The following is a 19,383-nucleotide window of genomic DNA, read 5'->3' as shown; positions in this document are numbered from 1 at the left end:
CCAGGTGGGTCTTTGAAGAGACGACGAAGCACCGAGTAAACGGCAGCGCACGTTAGACAGGGAGGGCAAGTGGACCAGAACACCGGGCAGTTGTCCTTCTGGAACGAAACTGCCGACGATGCGGAAGCCCGGCACCAGATCGACTGGGGCCGGGTCGACCGTGACGTAACGAGGCTGCGTCAGAGGATCTTCAAGGCCGCTCAAGCGGGTGACATGAAGAAGGTCCGCAACCTCCAGAAGCTCATGATGCGGTCGGCCGCGAACACGCTTCTGAGCGTGCGCCGGGTGACCCGGGTGAGCCGGGGGCGGAAGACCGCCGGCGTGGACGGGGAGACGGCGCTCGGCCCGAAGGAGCGGGGCCGACTGGCCCGGATGCTTCTGCGGGACGGGGCCGCCCGTCCGCGTCCGGTGAAGCGAGTGCAGATTCCGAAGGCGAACGGGAAGACGCGTCCTCTCGGTATCCCGGTCATCCGGGACCGGGTCCACCAGGCCAGGGTGAAGAACGCCCTGGAACCTGAATGGGAGGCGCGATTCGAGGCGCGAAGCTACGGCTTCCGCCCCGGCCGGGGATGTCACGACGCACTGGCCGCCATCTTCCAGGTGGTGGGCAAGCCCGCCAGCCACCGGAGGTGGGTGCTGGACGCCGACTTGTCGGCGGCGTTCGACCGGATCGACCACACGCACCTGATGCGGTCCCTCACAGGCTTCCCCGCCAGGGATGCCGTCGAGGGCCGGCTGAAGGCCGGAGTAATGGACAGGGGCGCCTTCGCACCGACGGTGGAAGGTACTCCGCAAGGAGGGGTGATCAGCCCGCTCCTGCTGAACATTGCTCTGCACGGAATGGAGGAAGCAGCCGGGGTCTCCTGGAGAAGACACGGGAACTCCCGCGTCCTCAAGGAGGGGTCTCCGGCCCTTGTGCGGTACGCGGACGATTTCGTGGTCATCTGTCACACGGAGAAGGACGCGCACGAGGCGTACCGGCGGTTGACGGAATGGTTCACCCCCAGAGGTCTGGCCTTCAACGAGGAGAAGACTTCGGTCCGCCACCTCACCGACGGCTTCGACTTCCTCGGGTGCACTGTCCGCACGTACGCCAACGGGTACACGCTCGTGACGCCGAGCAAGGACGCAGTGAGGAAGGCCAAGGGGCGTATCCGGGACATCGTCCGGGCGAACCGGGGAGAGCCTGCGGACCGCCTGGTCCCAGAGCTGAACTCGTTTCTCCGGGGATGGACCGCGTACTACCGCCCCTGGAGCTCGAAGAGGGCCTTCAAGGAAGTCGATCGGATCGTGTTCTCCCAGCTCTGGCAGTGGGCGAGCAGGCAGCATCGGCGGAAGGGAAGGCAGTGGGTCGCAGCCCGGTACTGGGACAAGCGGATTCCCGGGAGCGACAACCGCTGGATCTTCGGTGAGGGTTCGGCGTACGTCAAGCCCGCCGCGATGACCAGGATTGTCCGTCACGTGCCGGTCCTTGGAACACATTCCAAGGACGACCCGGCACTGACGGGCTACTGGACCGAGCGCACGGCCAGGCGGACCAAGCTGGGGGTGGAGAACAGGTTCATCCAAACCCTGGCCGTCCGCCAGCGCGGCCGATGCGCACGGTGCGGTCTCGACCTCGTCGAAGGAGCCGAGTTCGAGCCGGACAACATCCACGACTGGGTGTCCTGGTTCGACTCGGTCCGCCGGACGCTGAACGTGCACCACGTCGTGCACCGACAGCACGGCGGCGGCAACGAGCTGAAGAACCTCATCCTGCTGCACTCGCAGTGCCACCGGCAGCATCACGCGACAGAAGCACTCGATGCGAAGCGGTCCCAGTGACCTGCTTGAGCCGTGGTGCGGTGAAAGCCGCTCGCCCGGTTCTGAGGGGGCCGGGGTCCAGCAATGGGCCCCGGCTACCCGACCGTGGAGCGGAAATCGGTCTGCATCTACTCCCAGCTCAAGTCCTGTTCGGCCTCTGAGGTCGCCTCCTGCTTCGAACCGCTCGTGGGCGCGGCGGACCTCGTGGAAGGGGCAGCGGTACGCAATGCGCAGCCGGAGTTCGCCCCTGTCCACAAGGGCCACGAGCCGGGCGAGGTGATCCTGGTCTTCCTGGACGTGGCTTTTGGCGGCCCCGGGGATGTTGGGCAGGGGGTGGTCAGCGATGGAGATGTACCGCCCCCTTGGCGCGAGGGCGGCGCCCGCGTTGATGCCTGCGGTGTCCAGTACTGCCGTATAGGCACGGCGGGGGAGGTCGGCCGGGGTGTGCCAGACGTGTTTGGCGCCGAGTTCCCGGGCCGCGTCGAGGTGCTCGGGGCGTGAAACCAAGGCGTCGACGGTGGCCCCGGTGTGGCGGGCGAGTTGGATGGCGATGCCGCCCACGGCACCGGCCGCGCCGGTCATCAGAACGTGGTCTCCGTCGGTGACTGCCGCCCGGTTCAGGGCCTGCAGCGCGGTCACTCCGGCCGGCGGCAGTGCTGCGGCATCCGCCAGCGGAAGTGTCGTGGGGGCGGCCGTAACCAGCCGTGCGGGCAGAGCGACCTGCTCGGCCCTGGTGCCGCGGCCGGTGGCGATCTGCGCCGACATCGCGATCACCTGGTCCCCAGGACGGTAGCGGGGTGGTTGGCGGCGGTGACGATTCAGGCCAGGTCCCACCCCAAGGTGGCGGGGAGTTCGGGCCCGACCTCCTCTGCGCGAGTTTTCCGGTCCACTGGGTTCAGACTGCTGGCGACGGTACGGATCAGTAGCTCTCAGGCTCCTTGAGTGGGCCGGGGAACCTCCCGGACGGACAGGACTTCGGGCCCGCCGTGGCGAGCGATTTGGATCGCCTGCATGGCGACCTCCTTGTGAGGTGAGTGGACGGGCAATCAGGCGACGATCGAGGCTTCGGATTCGGCATCCTTCGCCAATGTCCGTGTCCGGGGCAGGACGAGATGGGTGAGGGCCAGTCCGATCAGGCTCAGCGCCGCGCCCGCCAGGCCGGTCCACCGCAGAGCGCCGGCGGCGACGATCGTGCCGCCGATGACCGAGCCGGCTGCGGCTCCGAGGTTGAAGGCACCCACGTTGACGGACACCGCCAGGTTCGGGGCGGCGCCCGCATGGTGCAGGATCAGTCCCTGCAGCGGGGCGATGGTCGCGGTGGCGAGCAGACCGAGTACCAGGACCGCGGCCACGGCGGTGGGCTGCCACACCACGGCAAACGGGACGAGCAAGAGCGTCCCCGCCAACCCACCGAAAACACCGCGTACGGTCGCACTCATCGACTTGTCGGTCAGCTTTCCGGCGGCGAGGTTGCCGAGGAAACTCCCCGCGCCGTAGGCGAGCAGCAGACCGGAGACCGCCGCGGCGGAGAAGCCGGAGACGCGGATGAGCAGCGGGGCGATGTAGGTGAACACTGTGGCGACCCCGGAGAAGCCCACTGCGGTGGTGGCGATGGCGAGCATGACCGGCCGACGCGTCACCACGCGTATCTCGTCACGCAGTCGCGTGGGCCGTGCCTCCTGCCGGGGCAGTGCGGCGGCCAGGAGCGTGGTGCCCACCAGGGACAGAGCGGTGAGCACGGCGAATGGAGCCCGCCATCCGGCGCTCTGCCCGAGCAGTGCGCCCAGGGGCACTCCGAGGAGCGTGGCCACGGTGAAGCCGGAGGCCACGGTGGCAATGGCCGAGCCCGTCCTCTCGGCCGGGACCACCCGGGTCGCCGTCACCAGCGCCAGAGCCAGGAAGGCGGCGTGGCTGAGCGAGGACACCACGCGGCCCACCAGGAGCAGACCGAACGACGGCGCCACCGCGCTGATCGCGTTGCCCGCCGCGAACAGCAGCATCAGGCCTATGGCGAGCCCCTTGCGCGGCAGACGCGAGGTCAGCAGGGCCATGAGCGGCCCTCCGACCACCACTCCGAGCGCGTATGCGGTCACCGCTTGTCCGGCGGTTCCCACGGAGACGTCAAGATCGGCTCCAACCTGGGGCAACAGCCCAGCGATCAGGTACTCCGAGGTACCCACGACGAAGACGCTCGCGCACAATGCCGCGAGCGTCGCGAAACCCTTGTTCACCTTCATGTCGCAGACGCTAAAGTCTCACATTGGTATGAGAGTCAAGGCGGGCGGGCCATGCCCGCCTCGTCATCAGGAGGTCGATGTGCGCATCGGTGAGCTGTCCCAGCAGACCGGCGTGGCCGTGTACCTGCTGCGCTACTACGAAGAACAGGGTCTACTCCACCCCCAGCGGCGCCCCAGCGGCTACCGGGAATACGTTGAAGAGGACGTTGCTGTCGTCCGCCGCATCCGCAGCCTGCTGGCCGCCGGCCTGAACACCTCGACAATCACCACGGTCCTGCCGTGCCTGCGGGACACCGGCGACCGCCTCGTCCCCACCTGCTCGGACCTGCTCGCCGACCTCCACCAGGAGCGCGACCGTATTGCTCAGGCCATCAGCGACCTTCAGTCCTCCATGGACGCGCTCAATGACGTCATCGCTGCGGCCCCGGCCGACGTCACTCGCCGGGCACTGGCCTCACTCGGCGTGTAAGCGAATCGGCTCTCACGAGCGACCCTTTCCCGGAGCAAGATCAAGAGAGGTCGGCGGAAGCGGTCCGGAGCACCGATTTACTGTCATGACTCGTTCTCACTCAAAAGTGGATTGGGGCCCATTCTCCGCCGACCGCGGCCCGGGGCAGCGGTGGCGTCCCGGTACTCCCGTTCCGGCGCCGATCGACCGGGACACTCCGACCACGGACATCCGCATCGGATACGCCAGGTGCTCCAGCCTCACGCAAGAACTCCAGTCGCAGCTCGACGCGCTGGCCGCCAAGAACACCCCCGAGACAAGATCTTCTCCGAGAAGATCAGCACCCGGGTCCGGGTCCGCCCGCAGTTCGAAGCCGCGCTCGCGTGCGCGCGCGAGATCAAGGCCCACGCCCCGCACTGCCGGGTGATCTTCACGGTGTACGAGATGAAGCGCCTCGGCCGGGACGCGGCCGAGCTGACCGCCCTGGCCGACCACCTCACCGCGCACGGGCTGGTGCTGGAGATGCTCGCCGGGCCGCTGCCGGGGATGTACGACCCCAGCGGCCCGGGACGGCTGCTGTTCGGCTTCTTCGCGGCGATGGCCGAGACCGAACGGGAGAACATCCGCGAGGCCACCCTCGAAGGGCTCGACGCCGCCTCCCGCAAGGGCAACCACGGCGGCCGACCGCCCGTCATCACCGACGACAAGCTCCACACCGTGCTCCGTCGCCGGGCGATCGGCGAGACCGTCGAGCAGATCCAACCGGACCTGATCATCCCCACCGGCCGCCGCAAGGGATGCAGCCCCAGCCTGTCCAGCATCTACCGGGCGCTCTCCGAGCCCGACAAGCGGCAGGCGTACCCCGAGGCCGTCCAGACCGCGCACGCCGACTTCGCCACCCTTCATCAGCGCGACCGCAGCCCCAAGTAGTTACTCAGCGCTACACGCCACCTGGCGGTAGCTATACGAGAACAGAGCCATGCGTTGTCCCCGCTCCTGCCACAGGCTGGAGCTCCTCGGAGCGCTGCGGCGCACGCTCAGCGCAGGAACACCAACCAGACAACGACCGCACCAATGATCAGACCGAGCGCCGACACGAGGAACCAGCCCTGTTTCCGGGACGGTTCCGCCGCCGTGGCCACCCACGAGGCCGGGAGGGGAGGCGGCATCGACGGACTCGGGCGTTCCATGGCCCGTTCGACCGAGGGCGACTCCCGGGACGCCCACGCCCAACTGCCGTCGGCGAGCCGTCTGCCCTCACGGAGACCGCCACCGGGGTCCCGGCGCCAGCGCATGCCGGCCGCGTCGGTGAAGATCACGCTCATGTCGGCCGACCCCGCCGCGAAGCCGACTGCCGCAGCCGAGGTGACGGGGAACGAGCGGGAGTCGCCGGCCGCCACGCCGCCCGCAATGCCGGCGATCGGCTCGTCCCCCAGCCGCGCAGCCAGATCCAGGATCGGTTGGGTGCTGTCATTCGTGATCTTCAGTTCCGGGAGTTTCACCCCTTCGTTCAGGCGCGACGGCGTCCACACGAGACGTACGTCGACCATGGACGCTTGCGTGAGCACGGCTTGCCGCTCGGCCGCCACTCGGCGTTGCTCCAGCTGCCGTTCGGCCGCCTCCAGACGCTGCTCCCTCGCGTCGAGGAGCCGGGCGCGCACGATCTGGTGCCGGAAGCCGAAGACGGCGAGGGCTAACGACCCGATGGAGACAACGACTCCGGTGACTGCTCCTATGGTCTCGATCACGGATCAAATTCTGTCGGGTACACGTCGAAATCGCCCGTGGTTCTCGGCCACTGCACCGGAGTCGGCCGCTCAGCTCGTCGACGGCGCTCAGGTCGTCGTCGACGGCGGTCCGGCCGGCACGGGGTGGGGGGCCGGGCCTGCGGGTTCGGCGGTGTCGTCGTGCGGAGCGCCGCGGGTGAGGCCGGCGCGGTTGAAGAGGTACGAGGCGAGCAGGACGCCCGCGACCACGAGCAGGCCGCCCCACAGCTCGTGGGCGGTGGGGGTCCGGCCTTCCCAGAGGAGGTTGAAGGCGACGCCGAAGACCGCCTCCATGCCGATGACCGGCCCCGTCACCGTGGCCGGCAGCCGCTGGGAGGCGAGGTTCCAGAACCAGGTCGCACACCACGAGCCGAGGACCGCCAGCGCCACGCACCACGCCAGGAACGGCCACAGCGTCCCGGCGTCCGAGACCGGCGACGGGCCGCCGCCGGCCAGCGCGAGCGGCAGCAGGAACAGCGACCCGAGGCAGGCGCCCAGACCGATGCACGCGGTCCAGGCGGTGCCGTCGACGGCCGGCCCGGCGTGCCGGAGGGCCCTGCGGTTGACGATGACGAAGTAGGACCACGCGGCGGAGGCCAGGAACCCCAGCACGGCGCCGAGCGCGAGGTCCCGGCCGCTCGCAGCGCCGTCGGCGGGCTCGCCACCGTTGACGAGCAGGAGACCGGCGGAGATCACCACGACGGGGAGAACCAGCCTGCGCCAGGCGAGCACCTTCTCCAGCAGGTTCGAGACCAGGGTGACCATGAGCGGGATCAGCCCGGTCATGGTCGATGCGAGGACACCGCCGCCGAGTTCGGCGGACATCGCCAGCAGCAGGTAGAAGCCGATGTAGCCGACCACGCCCAGGTGCGCGGCCGTCAGGAGCCGGCGGGTGCCGAGGGCGCGCAGCCCGCCGCGGTGTACGAGGAGCACGGCCAGGGACATGAGCCCGAAGACGGCGTACCGGCCCACGACCAGGTAGTAGACGTTGACGGGCGCGACGGCGGCCGGCCCGAGGAACGTGAACCCCCACAGGGCCGTCGCCGTCAGCGCCGCGGGTAGGCCGACGAAATAGGCGCGGTACGCCCTGGCTGTCATGGCTGCACCCTATGCTCGCCCTTGTCTTCGCCCTCGCCCCTCGCCTTCGCCGGCGGCATCGAGGGGGAGGGGAGGAGAGGGGAGGGGCCCGCGATCCGGCCGTGGACCGGCAGGATCGTCAGCCGATCAGCTTCTCGTACGCGGCGGCGTCGAGCAGGCCGTTGCCGGAGGCGCCTGCCGTCGGCTTGATCTTGAACAGCCACATGTCGTAGGGATCGGCGTTCACGTCCTCGGGTGCGTCGGCGGCATCGGTGTTCACCTCGATCACCTCGCCGCTGACCGGGGCGTAGATGTCGGAGGCGGCCTTGACCGACTCCACGACGCCCACGGCGTCCCCGGCCTCGACGATCCTGCCCACCTGGGGCAGTTCGAGGAAGACGATGTCCCCGAGCGTCCTCTGGGCGTGGTCGGTGAGTCCGATGGCCACCGCCCCGCCGGCTTCGGTGCGCACCCACTCGTGCTCGTCGGTGTACTTGAGATCGGCAGGGACGTTCGACATGGCAGGGCTCCCCAAGCGAAGGCGGCGTGCTGTGATCAACGGGTTACACAGTGCCATGTCGTACGCGCTCACGTGAGGACCCTCGGGGAGAGCGCGCCTGAAGGCCGACCGTGAGGGTCAGCAGCCGCAAGGGGGTGCGAAGGGGCCGAGCACTCGCTACGGCGTGGCGGGCGGCTGCCGTTCCGCGAGCTGCTCCTGAGCCCATTCGGCCCACTCGCGCTGGGTGGCGCTCAGTCGCAGGCCCCACTCCATGACGATCCGGCCGTAGACCGACAGCGCGTCTTACCCCTGGGTCACGGTCTTGCCGAGCGCGGCGAGCCGGTCGTTCCGCTCCGCGGCGAGTTCGGCCTGCCGGCGCAGATAGGCGAGGGCTTCGTCGCGTTCGAGCTGGTCGAGGAAGAGCACGCGCAGGCCACCGTGCGGCAGGCCGAGGCCGAGGCCGAGGCCGGGGCCGGGGCCGGGGCGCGGGCGGGGGCTTGACGGGCGTCCGCGCCCGTCCCCGGTCACCCGTCGCCGTCGACCGGGATGCCCAGTCGGTCGGCCACCGTGGTGAGGGCCGTCCCCAAGGGCAGTGCGACGCGGGTGCGGGCGTGCGGGTCGCCCCGGGTCGGGTCCCGGTTGACGATCACCACCGGCTTCCCGGCCTGCGCCGCCTGGCGGACGAACCGGAGGCCGGACATCACCGTCAGCGAGGAGCCCAGGACCAGCAGGGAAGCCGCCTCACTGACCAGTCGGCGGCAGTGTTCGACCCGCCCCGGCGGAACGGTCTCGCCGAAGAACACCACATCCGGTTTGAGGATGCCGCCGCAGACCGAGCAGGGCACCGCGCGGAAGTCCCCGACCTGTTCCGCGGTGAGGTCGGCGTCACCGTCCGGGTTGATTCCGGCGGCCACCGGCTCGAAGCCCGCATTGGCCTCCTCCAGCCGCTGAGCCAGTTCGCGGCGCGCGCTGAAGGCTCCGCAGGAAAGGCAGACCACCCGGTCCAGGCTTCCGTGGAGTTCCACGACGCCCTCGCTGCCGGCGGCCTGGTGCAGGCCGTCCACGTTCTGGGTGATCACACCCGACAGCAGGCCGTGGCGCCCGAATGCGGCCACCGCCCGGTGCCCGGCGTTGGGCCGGGCACGGCCGAAGGTACGCCAGCCGAGGTGGCTGCGCGCCCAGTACCGGTTCCGGGCGCGGGCGCTGGTGGTGAAGTCCTGGTAGGTCATCGGGGTGTGCCGGCTCAGGCTCCCGCCCTCGCCCCGGTAGGCGGGGATCCCCGACTCCGTCGAGAGGCCCGCCCCGCTGAGCACCAGCACACCGCCGGTGCCCAGGGCATCGGCAACCGGCTCCGGATCCGTGGTGCCCGGCGGCAGGTCCCCGGTAGGGGTCCAGTGCAGAGTGGGGCGCATGCGCATGCCGCCAGGGTACGGAACAGGCCCGGCAGCCCGCCTCCGCGGCCGATGAACACACGGCCCGGTCACGGCTGCGTCGCGCCCTGCCGGAAGTAGCGGAACATCCAAGATCGGCTCATGATCATTGTCCTTGGCGGGGCCACTGTCCGTGTCCGTCCCATCGCAGACTTGCAGGGTGTGGCGGCCGGCTGGTTGCCGCGTCTTCGGCCCGGTCGACCCAAGGACTGCGATCATGAGCGAGCGTGTTCTCACCCCCCGCAACCGGGGCTTCCTCTTCCTCGACGCCCACCCGGCGGGCTGCGAGCGGCTGGTGGCCGACATGTGGCAGGCATGTCCCGACTCCGCCGACGTCCCGGAGGGCGCCGGTCCGGTGGCTCTGGTCATCGGCTCCTCGGCCGGATACGGCCTCGCGGCCACGGTCGCCGGACTCAAGCGCGCAGGCATCCGCGGCATCATGGTCTCCTTCGAGAAGGCCCCCACCGAACGGCGCACCGCCACGGCCGGCTGGTACCGCACCGCCGCCACCGCCGACCTCGCCCGTACCGCCGGGCGGGACCTGGTCTTCCTCAACGGCGACGCGTTCTCCGACGCGATGAAGAACCAGGTCGCCGACCTCATCGAGCAGCGCTTCGGCGGCAGGCTGGACTACCTGGTCTACTCGGTGGCCGCGCCCCGGCGCACCGACCCGGACACCGGCACCGCGTACGCCTCCGTCCTCAAGCCGATCGGCCGGGCGAACCGCACCAAGACCCTCGTCTTCGACGACCGGGGCGTCCCCGAGGTCCGCGAGGTCGAGACCGGGCCGGCCGAGGGCGACGACGTCGAGCAGACCGTGGCCGTCATGGGCGGCGCGGACTGGGAACGCTGGATCGACCACCTGGCCGGCCGGGGACTCCTCGGCGAGGGCTTCGCCACCGCCGCGCTGTCGTACATCGGGTCGCCGCTGACAGCGGCGATCTACCGGCAGGGCACCATCGGCGCGGCCAAGGCCCACCTGGAGTCCACCGCCCGCACCCTGAACGAGCGGCTCGGCAAAACGGTGGGCGGGCGGGCCGTGACCTCCGTCAACGGCGCCGCCGTCACCCAGTCCTCCACCGCCATCCCCGGCATCGCCCTGTACACCGGACTGCTGCGCGGCGTCCTCGGTGACGGCCTGGTCCCGCCGGTGCATCAGCTCGCCGCCCTGTGGGACCAGCTCACCGGTGCCGCCCCGCTCGCCCTGGACGACGAAGGCCGGATCCGCCTGGACACCTGGGAACTCACCGACGAGGTCCAGGCGGCCGTCGCCGAACGCTGGGAGGCCGCCACCACCGACACCATCACCGGTCTCGCCGACCTCGACTGGTTCCACGCCGAAGTCCAACGCCTGTACGGGTTCTCCGTGCCGGGCATCGACTACACCGCCCCGGTGGCCACCGGCATCCCCTGGCCCACCCCGGCACCCTGATCCGGGCACGGCCCCGCCACGCGGTACGCCCCCGCCGAGGAAGCCGGACAGCAACCCGACCCACGCCTGGCGCAGATCGAACGGCTCGGCGCCATCCCGGCGCCGTCGGTCCGCACACTTCCTCGCCGGTGGTCGCAACCGCCGCCGCAGGTCGGCGATAGCGTGGGGGTGAACCCCGAGTGGTGAGGAGGGCGCGTGCGATTCGCGCTGGACGCACTGTTGGCCGACGTACCCGCGGAGCAGGTCGACGAAGCTCGCGACTTCTACAAGTCGAGGGCGCCAGGCCGCGGCCCCAGCACACTGGAGGAGCTCAAAGAGGCACGGGCGAAGAGGCCTGCTCCTCCTGCCGCCGATCCGCCTGCCGTCGAAGAGACGATCGAAGCCGCGGGAGCGCGCGTCCCCGTGAGGATCTTCACTCCTGCCGGCGGTCCGCCGCGGGGCGTCTACCTGGACATACACGGCGGCGGCTTCTACATGGACTCCGCGGCGCGAGGAGACAGACGCAACCGCGAACTCGCAGACGCCCTGCACCTCGCCGTGGTCAGCGTCGACTACCGGCTGGCCCCTGAGCACCCCTGGCCGGCGGCACCCGACGACTGTGAAGCGGCGGCGCTCTGGCTCGTCGAAGAAGCCGATGCCCGCTTCGGAACGTCCCGACTCGCGATCGGCGGGAGGTCTGCGGGAGCCACACTCGCCCTGGCGACCCTGCTCCGGCTGAGAGACAGAGGTGCCATCGGCCGATTCACCGGCGCTGCGCTCCAATTCGGGACCTACGACTTGAGCGCACGAACCCCGGCCGGTCGCCGCATCGCGGACGAATACTTCATCCAGGCGTACGCCGGCCATGTGGAAGACCGCACCGTTCCCGACGTCTCTCCCGTCTACGGCGTTCTTCGCGGGCTTCCCCCGACGCTGCTGATCGTCGGCAGCGCAGACGTATTGCTGGAAGACAACCTGGCGATGGCAGGTCGGTTGTCAGCAGCCGGCAACGACGTCGAGCTCCGGGTCTACCCCGAATCGCCTCACGGCTTCACGGCCCACCCCACGGCAATGGCCAGGACGGCGCTCAGCGGCGTCGACACCTGGCTGCGCGACCGGATCACGCAATCGTAGAGACCGACCGCGATCCTCCGTCCGGTGAGCCGGGCTCGGCTGCCGGGCCGGAGAGCAGCTCGGCCTGACGCGGGCCTCCCGGGGGATGCCACGCGCGGTGCGGCGCAGCAGCGTACGCGGTGCCGGGGTTGCGGGTGACCTCCCGCATGACGGTCGAGGCGGGCCGCCCCAGGCGGCGGCCGATCTCCGTGTATCCGAGCCCCTCGGCCAGCCCGTCGGCGATGCGCTGACGGTCCTCATGGGTGAGCCTGCCTCCGGGCATCGTTGCTCGTCTCCCCTCTGCCGTCTGCACCTGTCACCTGTCATCCGTCGACGGCCATGTGGGGGAGCGGACGCCCGCACACCCCGCGGCGCAGTATGCGTTCAGTCTGAGGTCATTGCAATGCGTCCCGCCGTCGTTCGTTGCGTTCGGCGTCAGTGTCATTGCAATGTCCGGTGTATATCCCGTAACCACAAGGCAGTTTCGGCGCTCATTGCTCGTTGACGGATCAGTAAACGCAATGTAGCGTCGTAGACGTTCAGCGATTCCCGAAGAACGAAGAACGTACGCAAGGAGATTGACGATGGAACACGGCAACAGCGGTTTCTCCGCGGCCGGGCTGCGCAGGTGGCGTGATGTGCTCGCACGGCACATCGACTCCGGTCAGATCCCCGGGCTCGTCGCGCTGATCAGCCGGGGCGACGAGACGCACGTCGAAGCGATCGGCACGATGCGTCACGACGGTGGCGCGCCGATGCGCCGGGACACGATCTTCCGGATGGCCTCGACGTCCAAGCCGCTCGGAGTCTCGGCGGCGATGGTCCTCCTCGACGAGTGCAGGCTGCGCCTGGACGACCCGGTGGACCCGTGGCTGCCCGAACTCGCCGACCGGCAGGTGCTGAAGCGGATCGACGGCCCCCTGGACGACACCGTGCCCGCGCGGCGGCCCATCACCGTGAGGGACGTGCTGACCTGCACGTTCGGGCTCGGAATGGATCTGACGTCGATGAACACTCCGATCATGGGCAAGATATTCGAGCTCGGGCTCACCGGTCACGGGGGGCCGCTGCCCGACCCGGACGAGTGGATGCGCCTCCTGGGCACGCTCCCGCTGATGCACCAGCCCGGAGAGCAGTGGCAGTACCACATCGGCTCCGACCTGCTCGGCGTGCTGGTCGCGAGGGTCACGGGCCAGTCGTACGAGACGTTCCTGCGCGAACGCGTCCTCGACCCGCTGGGGATGAAGGACACCGGCTTCCACGTGCCCGCCGACAAGATGGACCGGCTGCCGCCCAGCTACGCGCCCGACCCGCAGACCGGCGAGTTCACCGTGTGGGACGAGCCGGCGAGCGGAAGGTTCAGCGAGCCTCCGGCGTTCCAGGCGGGCGGCGGCGGGGTGGTCTCCACCGTCGACGACTACCACGCCTACTTCCGGATGCTGCTGAACCACGGCATGCACGGCAGCGAACGGATCCTGTCCCGGCCCGCCGTCCAGCTGATGACCACCAACCGCCTTACGTCCGAGCAGGAAACCGTCCGGTCCGCCCTGGCCCGCAACAGCGTCCACGTGTCGTTCGGCCAGGGGCAGCAGGGCGGCTGGGGCTTCGGGATGGCGGTGCGCACCTACCGCGGCGACTACGCGCCGGTCGGCCAGTTCGGCTGGGACGGCGGCACCGGCACCTCGGCGTACGCCGACCCGAACGCACAGCTCACCGGAATCCTGCTCACCCAGGTCGGGTTGTCCGTACCGGCCCCGGCGCAGCTCATCCACGACTTCTGGACCACGCTCTACCAGGCGATCGACGACTGACACCGGGCCCGCCCCGGGGCGCCCCGGGAGCACGGCGCTCCATCCCTGCCCGGAAAGTTCCCCACCAGAACGTCCGATTATCGACGCTTCCCGAGGGAACACAGCGTGCCGCCCCGTCAGTTCACACAAGTGAACGGGGGCGGGCCTGCGCGGCTCGTGCTCGACCGGCAGACCATGGGCAAGGAGAGACCGTGCGCATACTCTTCACCGGACCGGCTTCGGCCGGCCACCTCTTCCCGATGATCCCGACCGCGCAGGCGCTGCGCGCCGCCGGCCACGAGGTGCTGTTTGCCGGCTCCCAGCCGCTGGACCAGCTCCGCGAGGCGGGTTTCCCGATCGTGGAGATCGGCGACGGCCGCACCGTCCGGGAGGTGTTCGAGCAGTCCACCGACGAGGAGGTGCGCTACGTCGCCCCCGACATGACCACGGACGAGATACTCGACAGGGCGGCCCAGGGCTTCGCGCTCGTCTCCCGCCCCACCGTGGACGGCCTGCTGGAAGCCGCGGACAGCTGGGGCGCCGACCTGCTGGTCTACGACTCCTTCCAGGCCTCCGCCCCGCTGGTCGCCGCCAAGCTCAAGATCCCGTCGGTGATCCAGAACTTCGGCGTCACCTCCGGCCTCGACATGGTCGGCCGCCTCGCCGCCAACTTCACCGAGGCGTACGAAACATACGGGGTGGCCGGCCCCGCCCAGGCCACTGCGCTGAACATCGTCCCCGCCTCGCTCGGCGGCGACCCGGGCGGCCTGCGGATGCGCTACATCCCCTACAACGGCGGCGGCACCGTCCCCGCCGAGCTGCTCCGCCGCGGCAGCCGCCCCCGCGTCGCCGTCACCCTGGGCACCGTGCTCACCGAGATGGACGGCGTCCGCGCCATCGTCCGCCTGACCGAGGCCGCCGCCTCGGTGGACGCCGAGTTCCTGCTCGCCGTCGGCGACACCGACCTCACCCCGCTCGGCACCCTCCCGGACAACGTCCGCCCGCTGCCCTGGGTCCCGCTCGCCGAACTGCTGACCGCCTCCGACGCGCTGATCCACCACGGCGGCTCCGGCACCCTCCTCACCGCCCTGCAGGCCGGCCTGCCCCAGCTCCTGCTCCCGCAGGGCGCCGACCACTTCACCAACGCCGACGCCCTCACCGCGACCGGCGCCGCCCTGCGCTCCGCCTCCGACGACGTCGACGACCGGCTCCTCACCCGCCTCATCACCGACCCGGCCCTGGGCGAGGCCGCCACCCGCCTCCGGGCGGAGAACGCCGCCCTGCCGACCCCCGCCGAAACGGTCCCCGCCCTGGAGGCCCTGACCGCCTCCTAGGGTCGGAACGCGGCTGCGATGCACGACGGGCATCGCAGCCCGTCCGCGGACGGCACGGGGGAGGAGATCCCGCGTGCCGTCCCGTGGGCGAGTGGGACCGCAGACGGCAGCGGTTCAGTGGTCGAAGACAGCGGCCAGGCGCCCGCCGGCCGGATCCCTGCCTCCGGCAGACGCCCGCTCGGCCAGAGAGCGCAGCTGTGCGGGGGTGAGTCCGGCCAGGGCACGGAAGTCACGATTCATGTGCGCCTGGTCGAAGTAGCCGCAGAGGGCCGCACGGTCGGCCAGCGACCGGCCGGCGTCGGACGGCAGGGTCAGCGCCCGCTGAAACCGCAGGATCCGGCTGACGGACTGCGGCGGCAGCCCGATGTGCTCGCGGAAGAGCACCTGCAGCCGCCGATGGCCCCGCCCGGTGGCGGCGGCCAGTTCTCCGGCCGACAGCCTCCCGTGACGGGCCCGCAGCAGACGCCAAGCCCCGGCCATCACGGGCGAGGGCGTCGGGCCGCCGGCCAGCCGCCGCGCCAAGGCGTCCTCGACGACTGCCCATCGTCCTTCCCAGTCCGGAACCGCGATCAGCCGCTCGGTGAGCCTCGCCGACCAGCCGTCGCCCAGTACGTCATCCGGGTGCACGTGGCCGTTGGCGAGGTGGTGCAGCGGTAACCCCAGGCACGTGTACGCACCGAGCGGGGTGAACTCCACCTCGATCGCTTCCGCGACGCCCTCGAAGCCCCCTCTCACCGACGACGTCTGCAGACCGGCGAGCATCGCATGCCACGTCGTCTGCTCCGCCGGAGCGCTCCGGGCGTTGTGGAACAGGCGCAGGGGATCCCCCCAGCCCAGGATCAACGTCACGGTGGCCGAGGGGAGGGTGAGTCGCACAGGTCCCCGCCCCGCGGTGCGATGACCTCGGTACATCACCACGTGATCACGAAGCCGCGCGGAAGCGCGACGCTCCCGGTACATGCCTGTCCTGCGCGCCCCCACGGCCGTTGCGACCCGCATCTGCGCCTCCCCCGCCGGCCCTCGGATCCCGCGAACATGGTGCGCCTTCGTACAAGGCCAACCCCCACGCGCCGCCGCAATCTGGACACCACGCCGCGCGCGGCGCCCCGTCAAATCCGGTAAAGGGAAAGGGAGAGAGCATGCGTTTGCGTCAAGTCCTCGCGAGTGCCGCACTCGCGACTGCGGTGGCCCTCGGCACCGCAGCCGTTCCGGCCCAGGCAGCTCAGTCCGGCCACGATGCCCACAGCGGCACCGTCGCGGACGGTGCGTTCACGGCCGGGACGTACGCCGATTCGCGCCAGGACGCGTTCGTTGTCCGGAACGTCGACACGGACACGGCAGCGGCCGCACCGAGCACCGCCTTGGACATGATCCTCGTCGGCACCTTCCGCAGCGAGTCCGCGTGCGAGGCGTTCGGGGCGAACTCCGCCTACGGCTTCTGGGTCTGCGAGCGGAACGGCCGACGCTGGGAGCTCTGGGTGGACAACGACACGTGAGCACCTGAAAGCCCGTAGGGCCCGAGGTCGTCATGAGGACGGCGAAGGGCCGGACCGCGATCGGCCCGGCCCTTCGCCGACTGCGCCGCCGTCAGCCGGGGCGACCGACGTGCGGTGCGTGGTGCGTGCTGTGCTGCGCTGCGCTGTGCCGTCAGGCGATGGCGAGGCGCGCCTGCGCCTCCTTCGTGCCCTTGAAGGTGAACGAGAACTGCTCCCGCACCCCGGATCCGCACGCGGACTTCGTCCTGTACTCGCCGTTGCCGGCGTTGATGCGGACCAGGGCGCACTTGCCGTCGGCGCGGGTGTCCTGGAGCCAGCCGGACACCGTCACGCTGTTGCCCGAGCAGCTCAGGGTCCAGTGGGCCGACGCCCCGTCGGTCACGGGGGAGGCGGAGGACGGACAGGTGGCCGCGCTCGCCGGGCCGGCGGCGCCGAGGGCCAGACCCCCGGCGAGGACGGCGGCGGATACGGCGGACGTGAGGGTCTTGCGGACAGTGGACATGGGTGCCCCCTTCGGGCGGTGTGCTGACGGGAAGCGGACCGGCACGAGTGCCTGGACGTGGTGCCTGCCGAGGGGGCGGGCTGTCCGGGGGTGTCGGCCGCGAAACCAGCATGGCGGGGGCGGCCGGGTGGGGGGAGACGAATCCGGCTGCTTGCCGACGCGCATCGATGCACCCTGCATGCCAGGCCTGTGACCTGTGGTTATGGCCCGGTGCATGAGGACTGCACGGACCGCACGCATCGGACTGCGAACCCGGGTTGGCGCTGTGCCCGGGGCGGGGGCGAGGGCGGGGCCGGGGGCTGGGGGCGGGTGGGAGGAGAGCCGCCCCCTCACAGGGAAGCGGAGGGCAGGGGGCCGGGGCCGGCGGTCCTCTGGTACTCCGGTGCCTTGACCGGCGGGAGCTGCTTCACGAGCAGGGCAAGCCAGGTGTCGGCGTTCGCCCGGCCGGTCACGGGCAGGCCGTGGGTGCGCTGGAAGAACCTCAGGTCCTCGGCGGTCGCCGCGGTGAACTCCCCCGACACCGGTGTGCCGCCCTGGCCCGCGTTGTTCAGGAGTTCCTGCACGGCCCGCACCTCGAACGCACCGGATCCGGGCCCCGCCTCCTTCACCACCACCGGCCAGGTCTGCCTGCCCACCTTGCCGTCGGCCGGCAGGTCGTGCCGTTTCTGGAGGTCCATGACGGCGTCCCGGGTGTCCTGCCGGAAGAACCCGTCGGCCTGCACCTTGTAGCCGTGCGCGTTGAGCAGATGCTGCAGGGCCCGGGCACGGGTGAACTGGTCCTCCTCGCCCATGCGCAGCAACGGCCACTCGTACGGTGCCTTGCTCGCGGCAACGGCCCCGGCCGCACCGTCGGCCGCGGCCCCGCGGCCGCGGACGGACAGCCGTTCGTGGACGACCATCCCCAGGGTGAACGCCAGAACCACGGCTGCCGCGACCAGCACCGGCCGGAGCCAGCGGAAACGGCGGCTCCGGCCGGAAGCGCCACGGACATCAGTGCCGTGCACGGCAGCGCAGGGGCGCTCGTCGGATCCGTCCGCGGCACCGCCTTCCGTCGCCGTGTGTTCCCCTCCACCCCCGGAGGGCCGCTGGCGGCCGTTCTGCAGCAGCGCGGCCCGGCACAGTGCCCGGGCCTGATCGAGTTCGGCCGCCGGGGCGCGTAACTGGGTGTGCAGAGCCTCCACCACCCTCAAAGGCGCGATCGACAGGTGTTTGGGGTTCAGGTAGCGCGAGAGGGTCGTCTGGTCGATGTCCAGCCTCACGGCCAGGGCCTGCTGTGTGGGCCGACTGCCGCCGGCCGGGCTGCCGGCCTCCTCCCACCAGCGGCGCAGCAGCCGCGCCAGCTGCACTCCTGCGCTCCGGTCCTGGTCCAGGCCGCCGCCGCCCCGCTCCTGCGTCATATACATGCCCCTCCCGTCGTCGCCATGTCGAACAGCCGGGCCTCCGCACCGCCCGCATGGCGGCATAACAGCAGGTCAGGTCTGTGCATAGCGGCAGGCGTCCATGCATCGGCCTCAGCGGCGCCGATCGTAACGACGCGGTCGCGGTATCCGGCGCGGCCGCGTACGGGCGGTGCACGCCTCCGCCCCTGGGCAGAGCCGGACCGGCAACCGCGGCGACGGCCCGCGTTTCACCCGGACGAGTGCGTGGAGCAACGCGCCGGGTGCGATGCTGGGCGGATGCACGAGACACCCGCCGCTGCGGCGGCCGCGCGGTGGCCCTTCGCCGGGTCCGGGGAAGCCGACTGGTTGCGGGACCTGACCTCCGATGACGGGCTCACCGGGTTCATGCCGCCGGCGCTGCCCGACGCGGCCTGGGTGCTGCACGCCATGTACGAGCACGAGCTCGGGCCGACCGATATGTCGTTCATCGAGTACCGGCGGGCCGTGCTGATGGGCGGCGGGCCCGACATCATCCCGGGCCTCGACCCCGCGGACGTATGCGGCGCCGACGACGGCGAGCACCCGGGACCCCGTTGGCATCGGCTGCGCTGGACGGAACTCGCGCGCCGGACCGGGGATCCAGTGGTGCCCGAGGGACGGATGCCGTGCCACACCTCCTTCCCCTCGATCACGCCGGGCACCTGGCCGGTCGGCATCCAGGCACCGCCCGAAGGCCGCATGGACCGACCCGACTGGAACCGCCTGATCGACATCCTCACCGAGCACAGCCCCCAGGGCGCCGACACCCCCTGCCTGGCCTACTACAACCCGTTGCTGCAACGGGCCGAGGACTTCGACAACCTCCACATCCGAAGCGGCGCACTCGCGGACGCCAAGGTGCTGTACGACCACCCCGAGGAAGACGGCTGGAGCCCGTCCAACCTCTGGCCCCGGGACCGAACCTGGGTCCTCTGCACGGATCACGACCTCTGGGCCACCAAGGTGGCCGGCCCCGCGCCACTCGTCCGGGCCCTCCTCGACGACACGGAGATCGAGGCCGTACGCCTGCCCTGGACCACCTGACCACCTGAGCGCCTG

19 protein-coding genes and 1 pseudogene are annotated in these 19,383 nt (G+C 70.7%); 9 read left to right on the top strand and 11 right to left on the bottom strand.

All coding sequences use genetic code 11. The features are described 5' to 3' along the window. Positions 1-69 precede the first annotated feature (69 nt). Positions 70-1,824 carry a group II intron reverse transcriptase/maturase gene (gene ltrA, locus ACIQUT_RS37925; protein ID WP_403569990.1) on the top strand — a complete coding sequence of 585 codons (1,755 nt, stop codon included), beginning with the start codon at positions 70-72 and terminating at the stop codon, positions 1,822-1,824. A gap of 204 nt (positions 1,825-2,028) precedes the next feature. Here ltrA and ACIQUT_RS37920 read toward each other — a convergent pair. Continuing rightward, positions 2,029-2,385 (bottom strand): annotated as a pseudogene (locus tag ACIQUT_RS37920) (zinc-binding dehydrogenase); the annotation flags it as partial. A 464-nt stretch (positions 2,386-2,849) separates the two neighbouring features. After that, positions 2,850-4,040 carry an MFS transporter gene (locus ACIQUT_RS37915; protein WP_403569988.1) on the bottom strand — a complete coding sequence of 397 codons (1,191 nt, stop codon included), beginning with the start codon at positions 4,038-4,040 and terminating at the stop codon, positions 2,850-2,852. 79 nt (positions 4,041-4,119) lie between these two features. Here ACIQUT_RS37915 and ACIQUT_RS37910 point away from each other — a divergent pair, with 79 nt between their 5' ends. Both ACIQUT_RS37910 and ACIQUT_RS37905 read left to right on the top strand, forming a co-directional pair. Next, on the top strand, positions 4,120-4,509 hold the full coding sequence (locus ACIQUT_RS37910; protein ID WP_403569986.1) for a MerR family transcriptional regulator: 390 nt from the start codon (positions 4,120-4,122) through the stop codon (positions 4,507-4,509). A 228-nt stretch (positions 4,510-4,737) separates the two neighbouring features. Further along, positions 4,738-5,418 (top strand): recombinase family protein, encoded by a 681-nt coding sequence (locus ACIQUT_RS37905; protein WP_403569984.1) that lies wholly within the window; start codon positions 4,738-4,740, stop codon positions 5,416-5,418. Between the two features lie 107 nt (positions 5,419-5,525). Here ACIQUT_RS37905 and ACIQUT_RS37900 read toward each other — a convergent pair whose 3' ends face one another. From ACIQUT_RS37900 to ACIQUT_RS37880, 5 genes are all read right to left on the bottom strand, one after another. Next, complete coding sequence (locus tag ACIQUT_RS37900; protein ID WP_403569983.1) at positions 5,526-6,236, bottom strand: hypothetical protein; 711 nt, start codon at positions 6,234-6,236, stop codon at positions 5,526-5,528. 87 nt (positions 6,237-6,323) lie between these two features. Beyond that, on the bottom strand, positions 6,324-7,352 hold the full coding sequence (locus tag ACIQUT_RS37895; protein ID WP_403569981.1) for a DMT family transporter: 1,029 nt from the start codon (positions 7,350-7,352) through the stop codon (positions 6,324-6,326). 118 nt (positions 7,353-7,470) lie between these two features. Further along, positions 7,471-7,851, bottom strand: a complete 381-nt coding sequence (gcvH, locus tag ACIQUT_RS37890) for a glycine cleavage system protein GcvH (protein WP_403569980.1) — start codon at positions 7,849-7,851, stop codon at positions 7,471-7,473. Between the two features lie 282 nt (positions 7,852-8,133). Further along, positions 8,134-8,256 carry a hypothetical protein gene (locus tag ACIQUT_RS37885; RefSeq protein WP_403569978.1) on the bottom strand — a complete coding sequence of 41 codons (123 nt, stop codon included), beginning with the start codon at positions 8,254-8,256 and terminating at the stop codon, positions 8,134-8,136. Positions 8,257-8,354: 98 nt separating this feature from the next. Further along, entirely contained in the window at positions 8,355-9,248 is an 894-nt protein-coding gene (locus tag ACIQUT_RS37880) for an NAD-dependent protein deacetylase (RefSeq protein WP_403569977.1), read from the bottom strand. 229 nt (positions 9,249-9,477) lie between these two features. On the opposite strand from ACIQUT_RS37880, the gene fabV reads away from it, so the two are divergent. Both fabV and ACIQUT_RS37870 read left to right on the top strand, forming a co-directional pair. Then, positions 9,478-10,692, top strand: a complete 1,215-nt coding sequence (fabV, locus tag ACIQUT_RS37875) for an enoyl-[acyl-carrier-protein] reductase FabV (protein WP_403569975.1) — start codon at positions 9,478-9,480, stop codon at positions 10,690-10,692. Positions 10,693-10,887: 195 nt separating this feature from the next. Continuing rightward, the gene (locus tag ACIQUT_RS37870; RefSeq protein ID WP_403569974.1) at positions 10,888-11,805 is read left to right on the top strand and encodes an alpha/beta hydrolase; all 918 of its coding nucleotides are present in this window, start codon (positions 10,888-10,890) and stop codon (positions 11,803-11,805) included. Here the strand turns inward: ACIQUT_RS37870 and ACIQUT_RS37865 are convergent. After that, complete coding sequence (locus tag ACIQUT_RS37865; protein WP_403569972.1) at positions 11,792-12,067, bottom strand: helix-turn-helix domain-containing protein; 276 nt, start codon at positions 12,065-12,067, stop codon at positions 11,792-11,794. The two genes, ACIQUT_RS37870 and ACIQUT_RS37865, sit on opposite strands and share 14 nt — an antisense overlap. Before the next feature lie 301 nt (positions 12,068-12,368). Between ACIQUT_RS37865 and ACIQUT_RS37860 the strand changes: the two genes are divergently transcribed. Both ACIQUT_RS37860 and ACIQUT_RS37855 read left to right on the top strand, forming a co-directional pair. Further along, positions 12,369-13,595, top strand: a complete 1,227-nt coding sequence (locus ACIQUT_RS37860; protein ID WP_403569970.1) for a serine hydrolase domain-containing protein — start codon at positions 12,369-12,371, stop codon at positions 13,593-13,595. A 191-nt stretch (positions 13,596-13,786) separates the two neighbouring features. Then, positions 13,787-14,908, top strand: a complete 1,122-nt coding sequence (locus ACIQUT_RS37855; protein WP_403569968.1) for a nucleotide disphospho-sugar-binding domain-containing protein — start codon at positions 13,787-13,789, stop codon at positions 14,906-14,908. A 114-nt stretch (positions 14,909-15,022) separates the two neighbouring features. On the opposite strand, the gene ACIQUT_RS37850 is transcribed toward ACIQUT_RS37855, so the two are convergent. Continuing rightward, the gene (locus ACIQUT_RS37850) at positions 15,023-15,757 is read right to left on the bottom strand and encodes a helix-turn-helix domain-containing protein (RefSeq protein WP_403569966.1); all 735 of its coding nucleotides are present in this window, start codon (positions 15,755-15,757) and stop codon (positions 15,023-15,025) included. Between the two features lie 290 nt (positions 15,758-16,047). Here ACIQUT_RS37850 and ACIQUT_RS37845 point away from each other — a divergent pair, with 290 nt between their 5' ends. Next, positions 16,048-16,404 carry a hypothetical protein gene (locus ACIQUT_RS37845; RefSeq protein WP_403569964.1) on the top strand — a complete coding sequence of 119 codons (357 nt, stop codon included), beginning with the start codon at positions 16,048-16,050 and terminating at the stop codon, positions 16,402-16,404. A gap of 151 nt (positions 16,405-16,555) precedes the next feature. Here ACIQUT_RS37845 and ACIQUT_RS37840 read toward each other — a convergent pair whose 3' ends face one another. After that, entirely contained in the window at positions 16,556-16,906 is a 351-nt protein-coding gene (locus tag ACIQUT_RS37840) for a hypothetical protein (protein ID WP_403569962.1), read from the bottom strand. 329 nt (positions 16,907-17,235) lie between these two features. Then, positions 17,236-18,303 (bottom strand): peptidoglycan-binding protein, encoded by a 1,068-nt coding sequence (locus ACIQUT_RS37835; protein ID WP_403569960.1) that lies wholly within the window; start codon positions 18,301-18,303, stop codon positions 17,236-17,238. Positions 18,304-18,582: 279 nt separating this feature from the next. Between ACIQUT_RS37835 and ACIQUT_RS37830 the strand changes: the two genes are divergently transcribed. After that, positions 18,583-19,368: a hypothetical protein gene (locus ACIQUT_RS37830; protein WP_403569958.1), complete on the top strand. Its 786-nt coding sequence runs from the start codon at positions 18,583-18,585 to the stop codon at positions 19,366-19,368. Positions 19,369-19,383 lie beyond the last annotated feature (15 nt).

The sequence above is a fragment of the Streptomyces sp. NPDC090445 genome (genome assembly GCF_044769385.1).
In the GTDB taxonomy this organism is placed as follows: domain Bacteria; phylum Actinomycetota; class Actinomycetes; order Streptomycetales; family Streptomycetaceae; genus Streptomyces.
The sequence above is the reverse complement of the archived record's forward strand: the minus strand, read 5'-3'. Positions and strand labels throughout refer to the sequence as shown.

Excerpts from the sequence above, each read along its gene's own strand:
- fabV (WP_403569975.1), top strand. The coding sequence starts at position 9,478 with ATGAGCGAGCGTGTTCTCACCCCCCGCAACCGGGGCTTCCTCTTCCTC.
- gcvH (WP_403569980.1), bottom strand. The coding sequence starts at position 7,851 with ATGTCGAACGTCCCTGCCGATCTCAAGTACACCGACGAGCACGAGTGG.
- ACIQUT_RS37915 (WP_403569988.1), bottom strand. The coding sequence starts at position 4,040 with ATGAAGGTGAACAAGGGTTTCGCGACGCTCGCGGCATTGTGCGCGAGC.
- ACIQUT_RS37895 (WP_403569981.1), bottom strand. The coding sequence starts at position 7,352 with ATGACAGCCAGGGCGTACCGCGCCTATTTCGTCGGCCTACCCGCGGCG.
- ACIQUT_RS37830 (WP_403569958.1), top strand. The coding sequence starts at position 18,583 with ATGCACGAGACACCCGCCGCTGCGGCGGCCGCGCGGTGGCCCTTCGCC.
- ACIQUT_RS37835 (WP_403569960.1), bottom strand. The coding sequence starts at position 18,303 with ATGACGCAGGAGCGGGGCGGCGGCGGCCTGGACCAGGACCGGAGCGCA.
- ACIQUT_RS37845 (WP_403569964.1), top strand. The coding sequence starts at position 16,048 with ATGCGTTTGCGTCAAGTCCTCGCGAGTGCCGCACTCGCGACTGCGGTG.
- ACIQUT_RS37860 (WP_403569970.1), top strand. The coding sequence starts at position 12,369 with ATGGAACACGGCAACAGCGGTTTCTCCGCGGCCGGGCTGCGCAGGTGG.
- ACIQUT_RS37865 (WP_403569972.1), bottom strand. The coding sequence starts at position 12,067 with ATGCCCGGAGGCAGGCTCACCCATGAGGACCGTCAGCGCATCGCCGAC.
- ACIQUT_RS37880 (WP_403569977.1), bottom strand. The coding sequence starts at position 9,248 with ATGCGCATGCGCCCCACTCTGCACTGGACCCCTACCGGGGACCTGCCG.
- ACIQUT_RS37840 (WP_403569962.1), bottom strand. The coding sequence starts at position 16,906 with ATGTCCACTGTCCGCAAGACCCTCACGTCCGCCGTATCCGCCGCCGTC.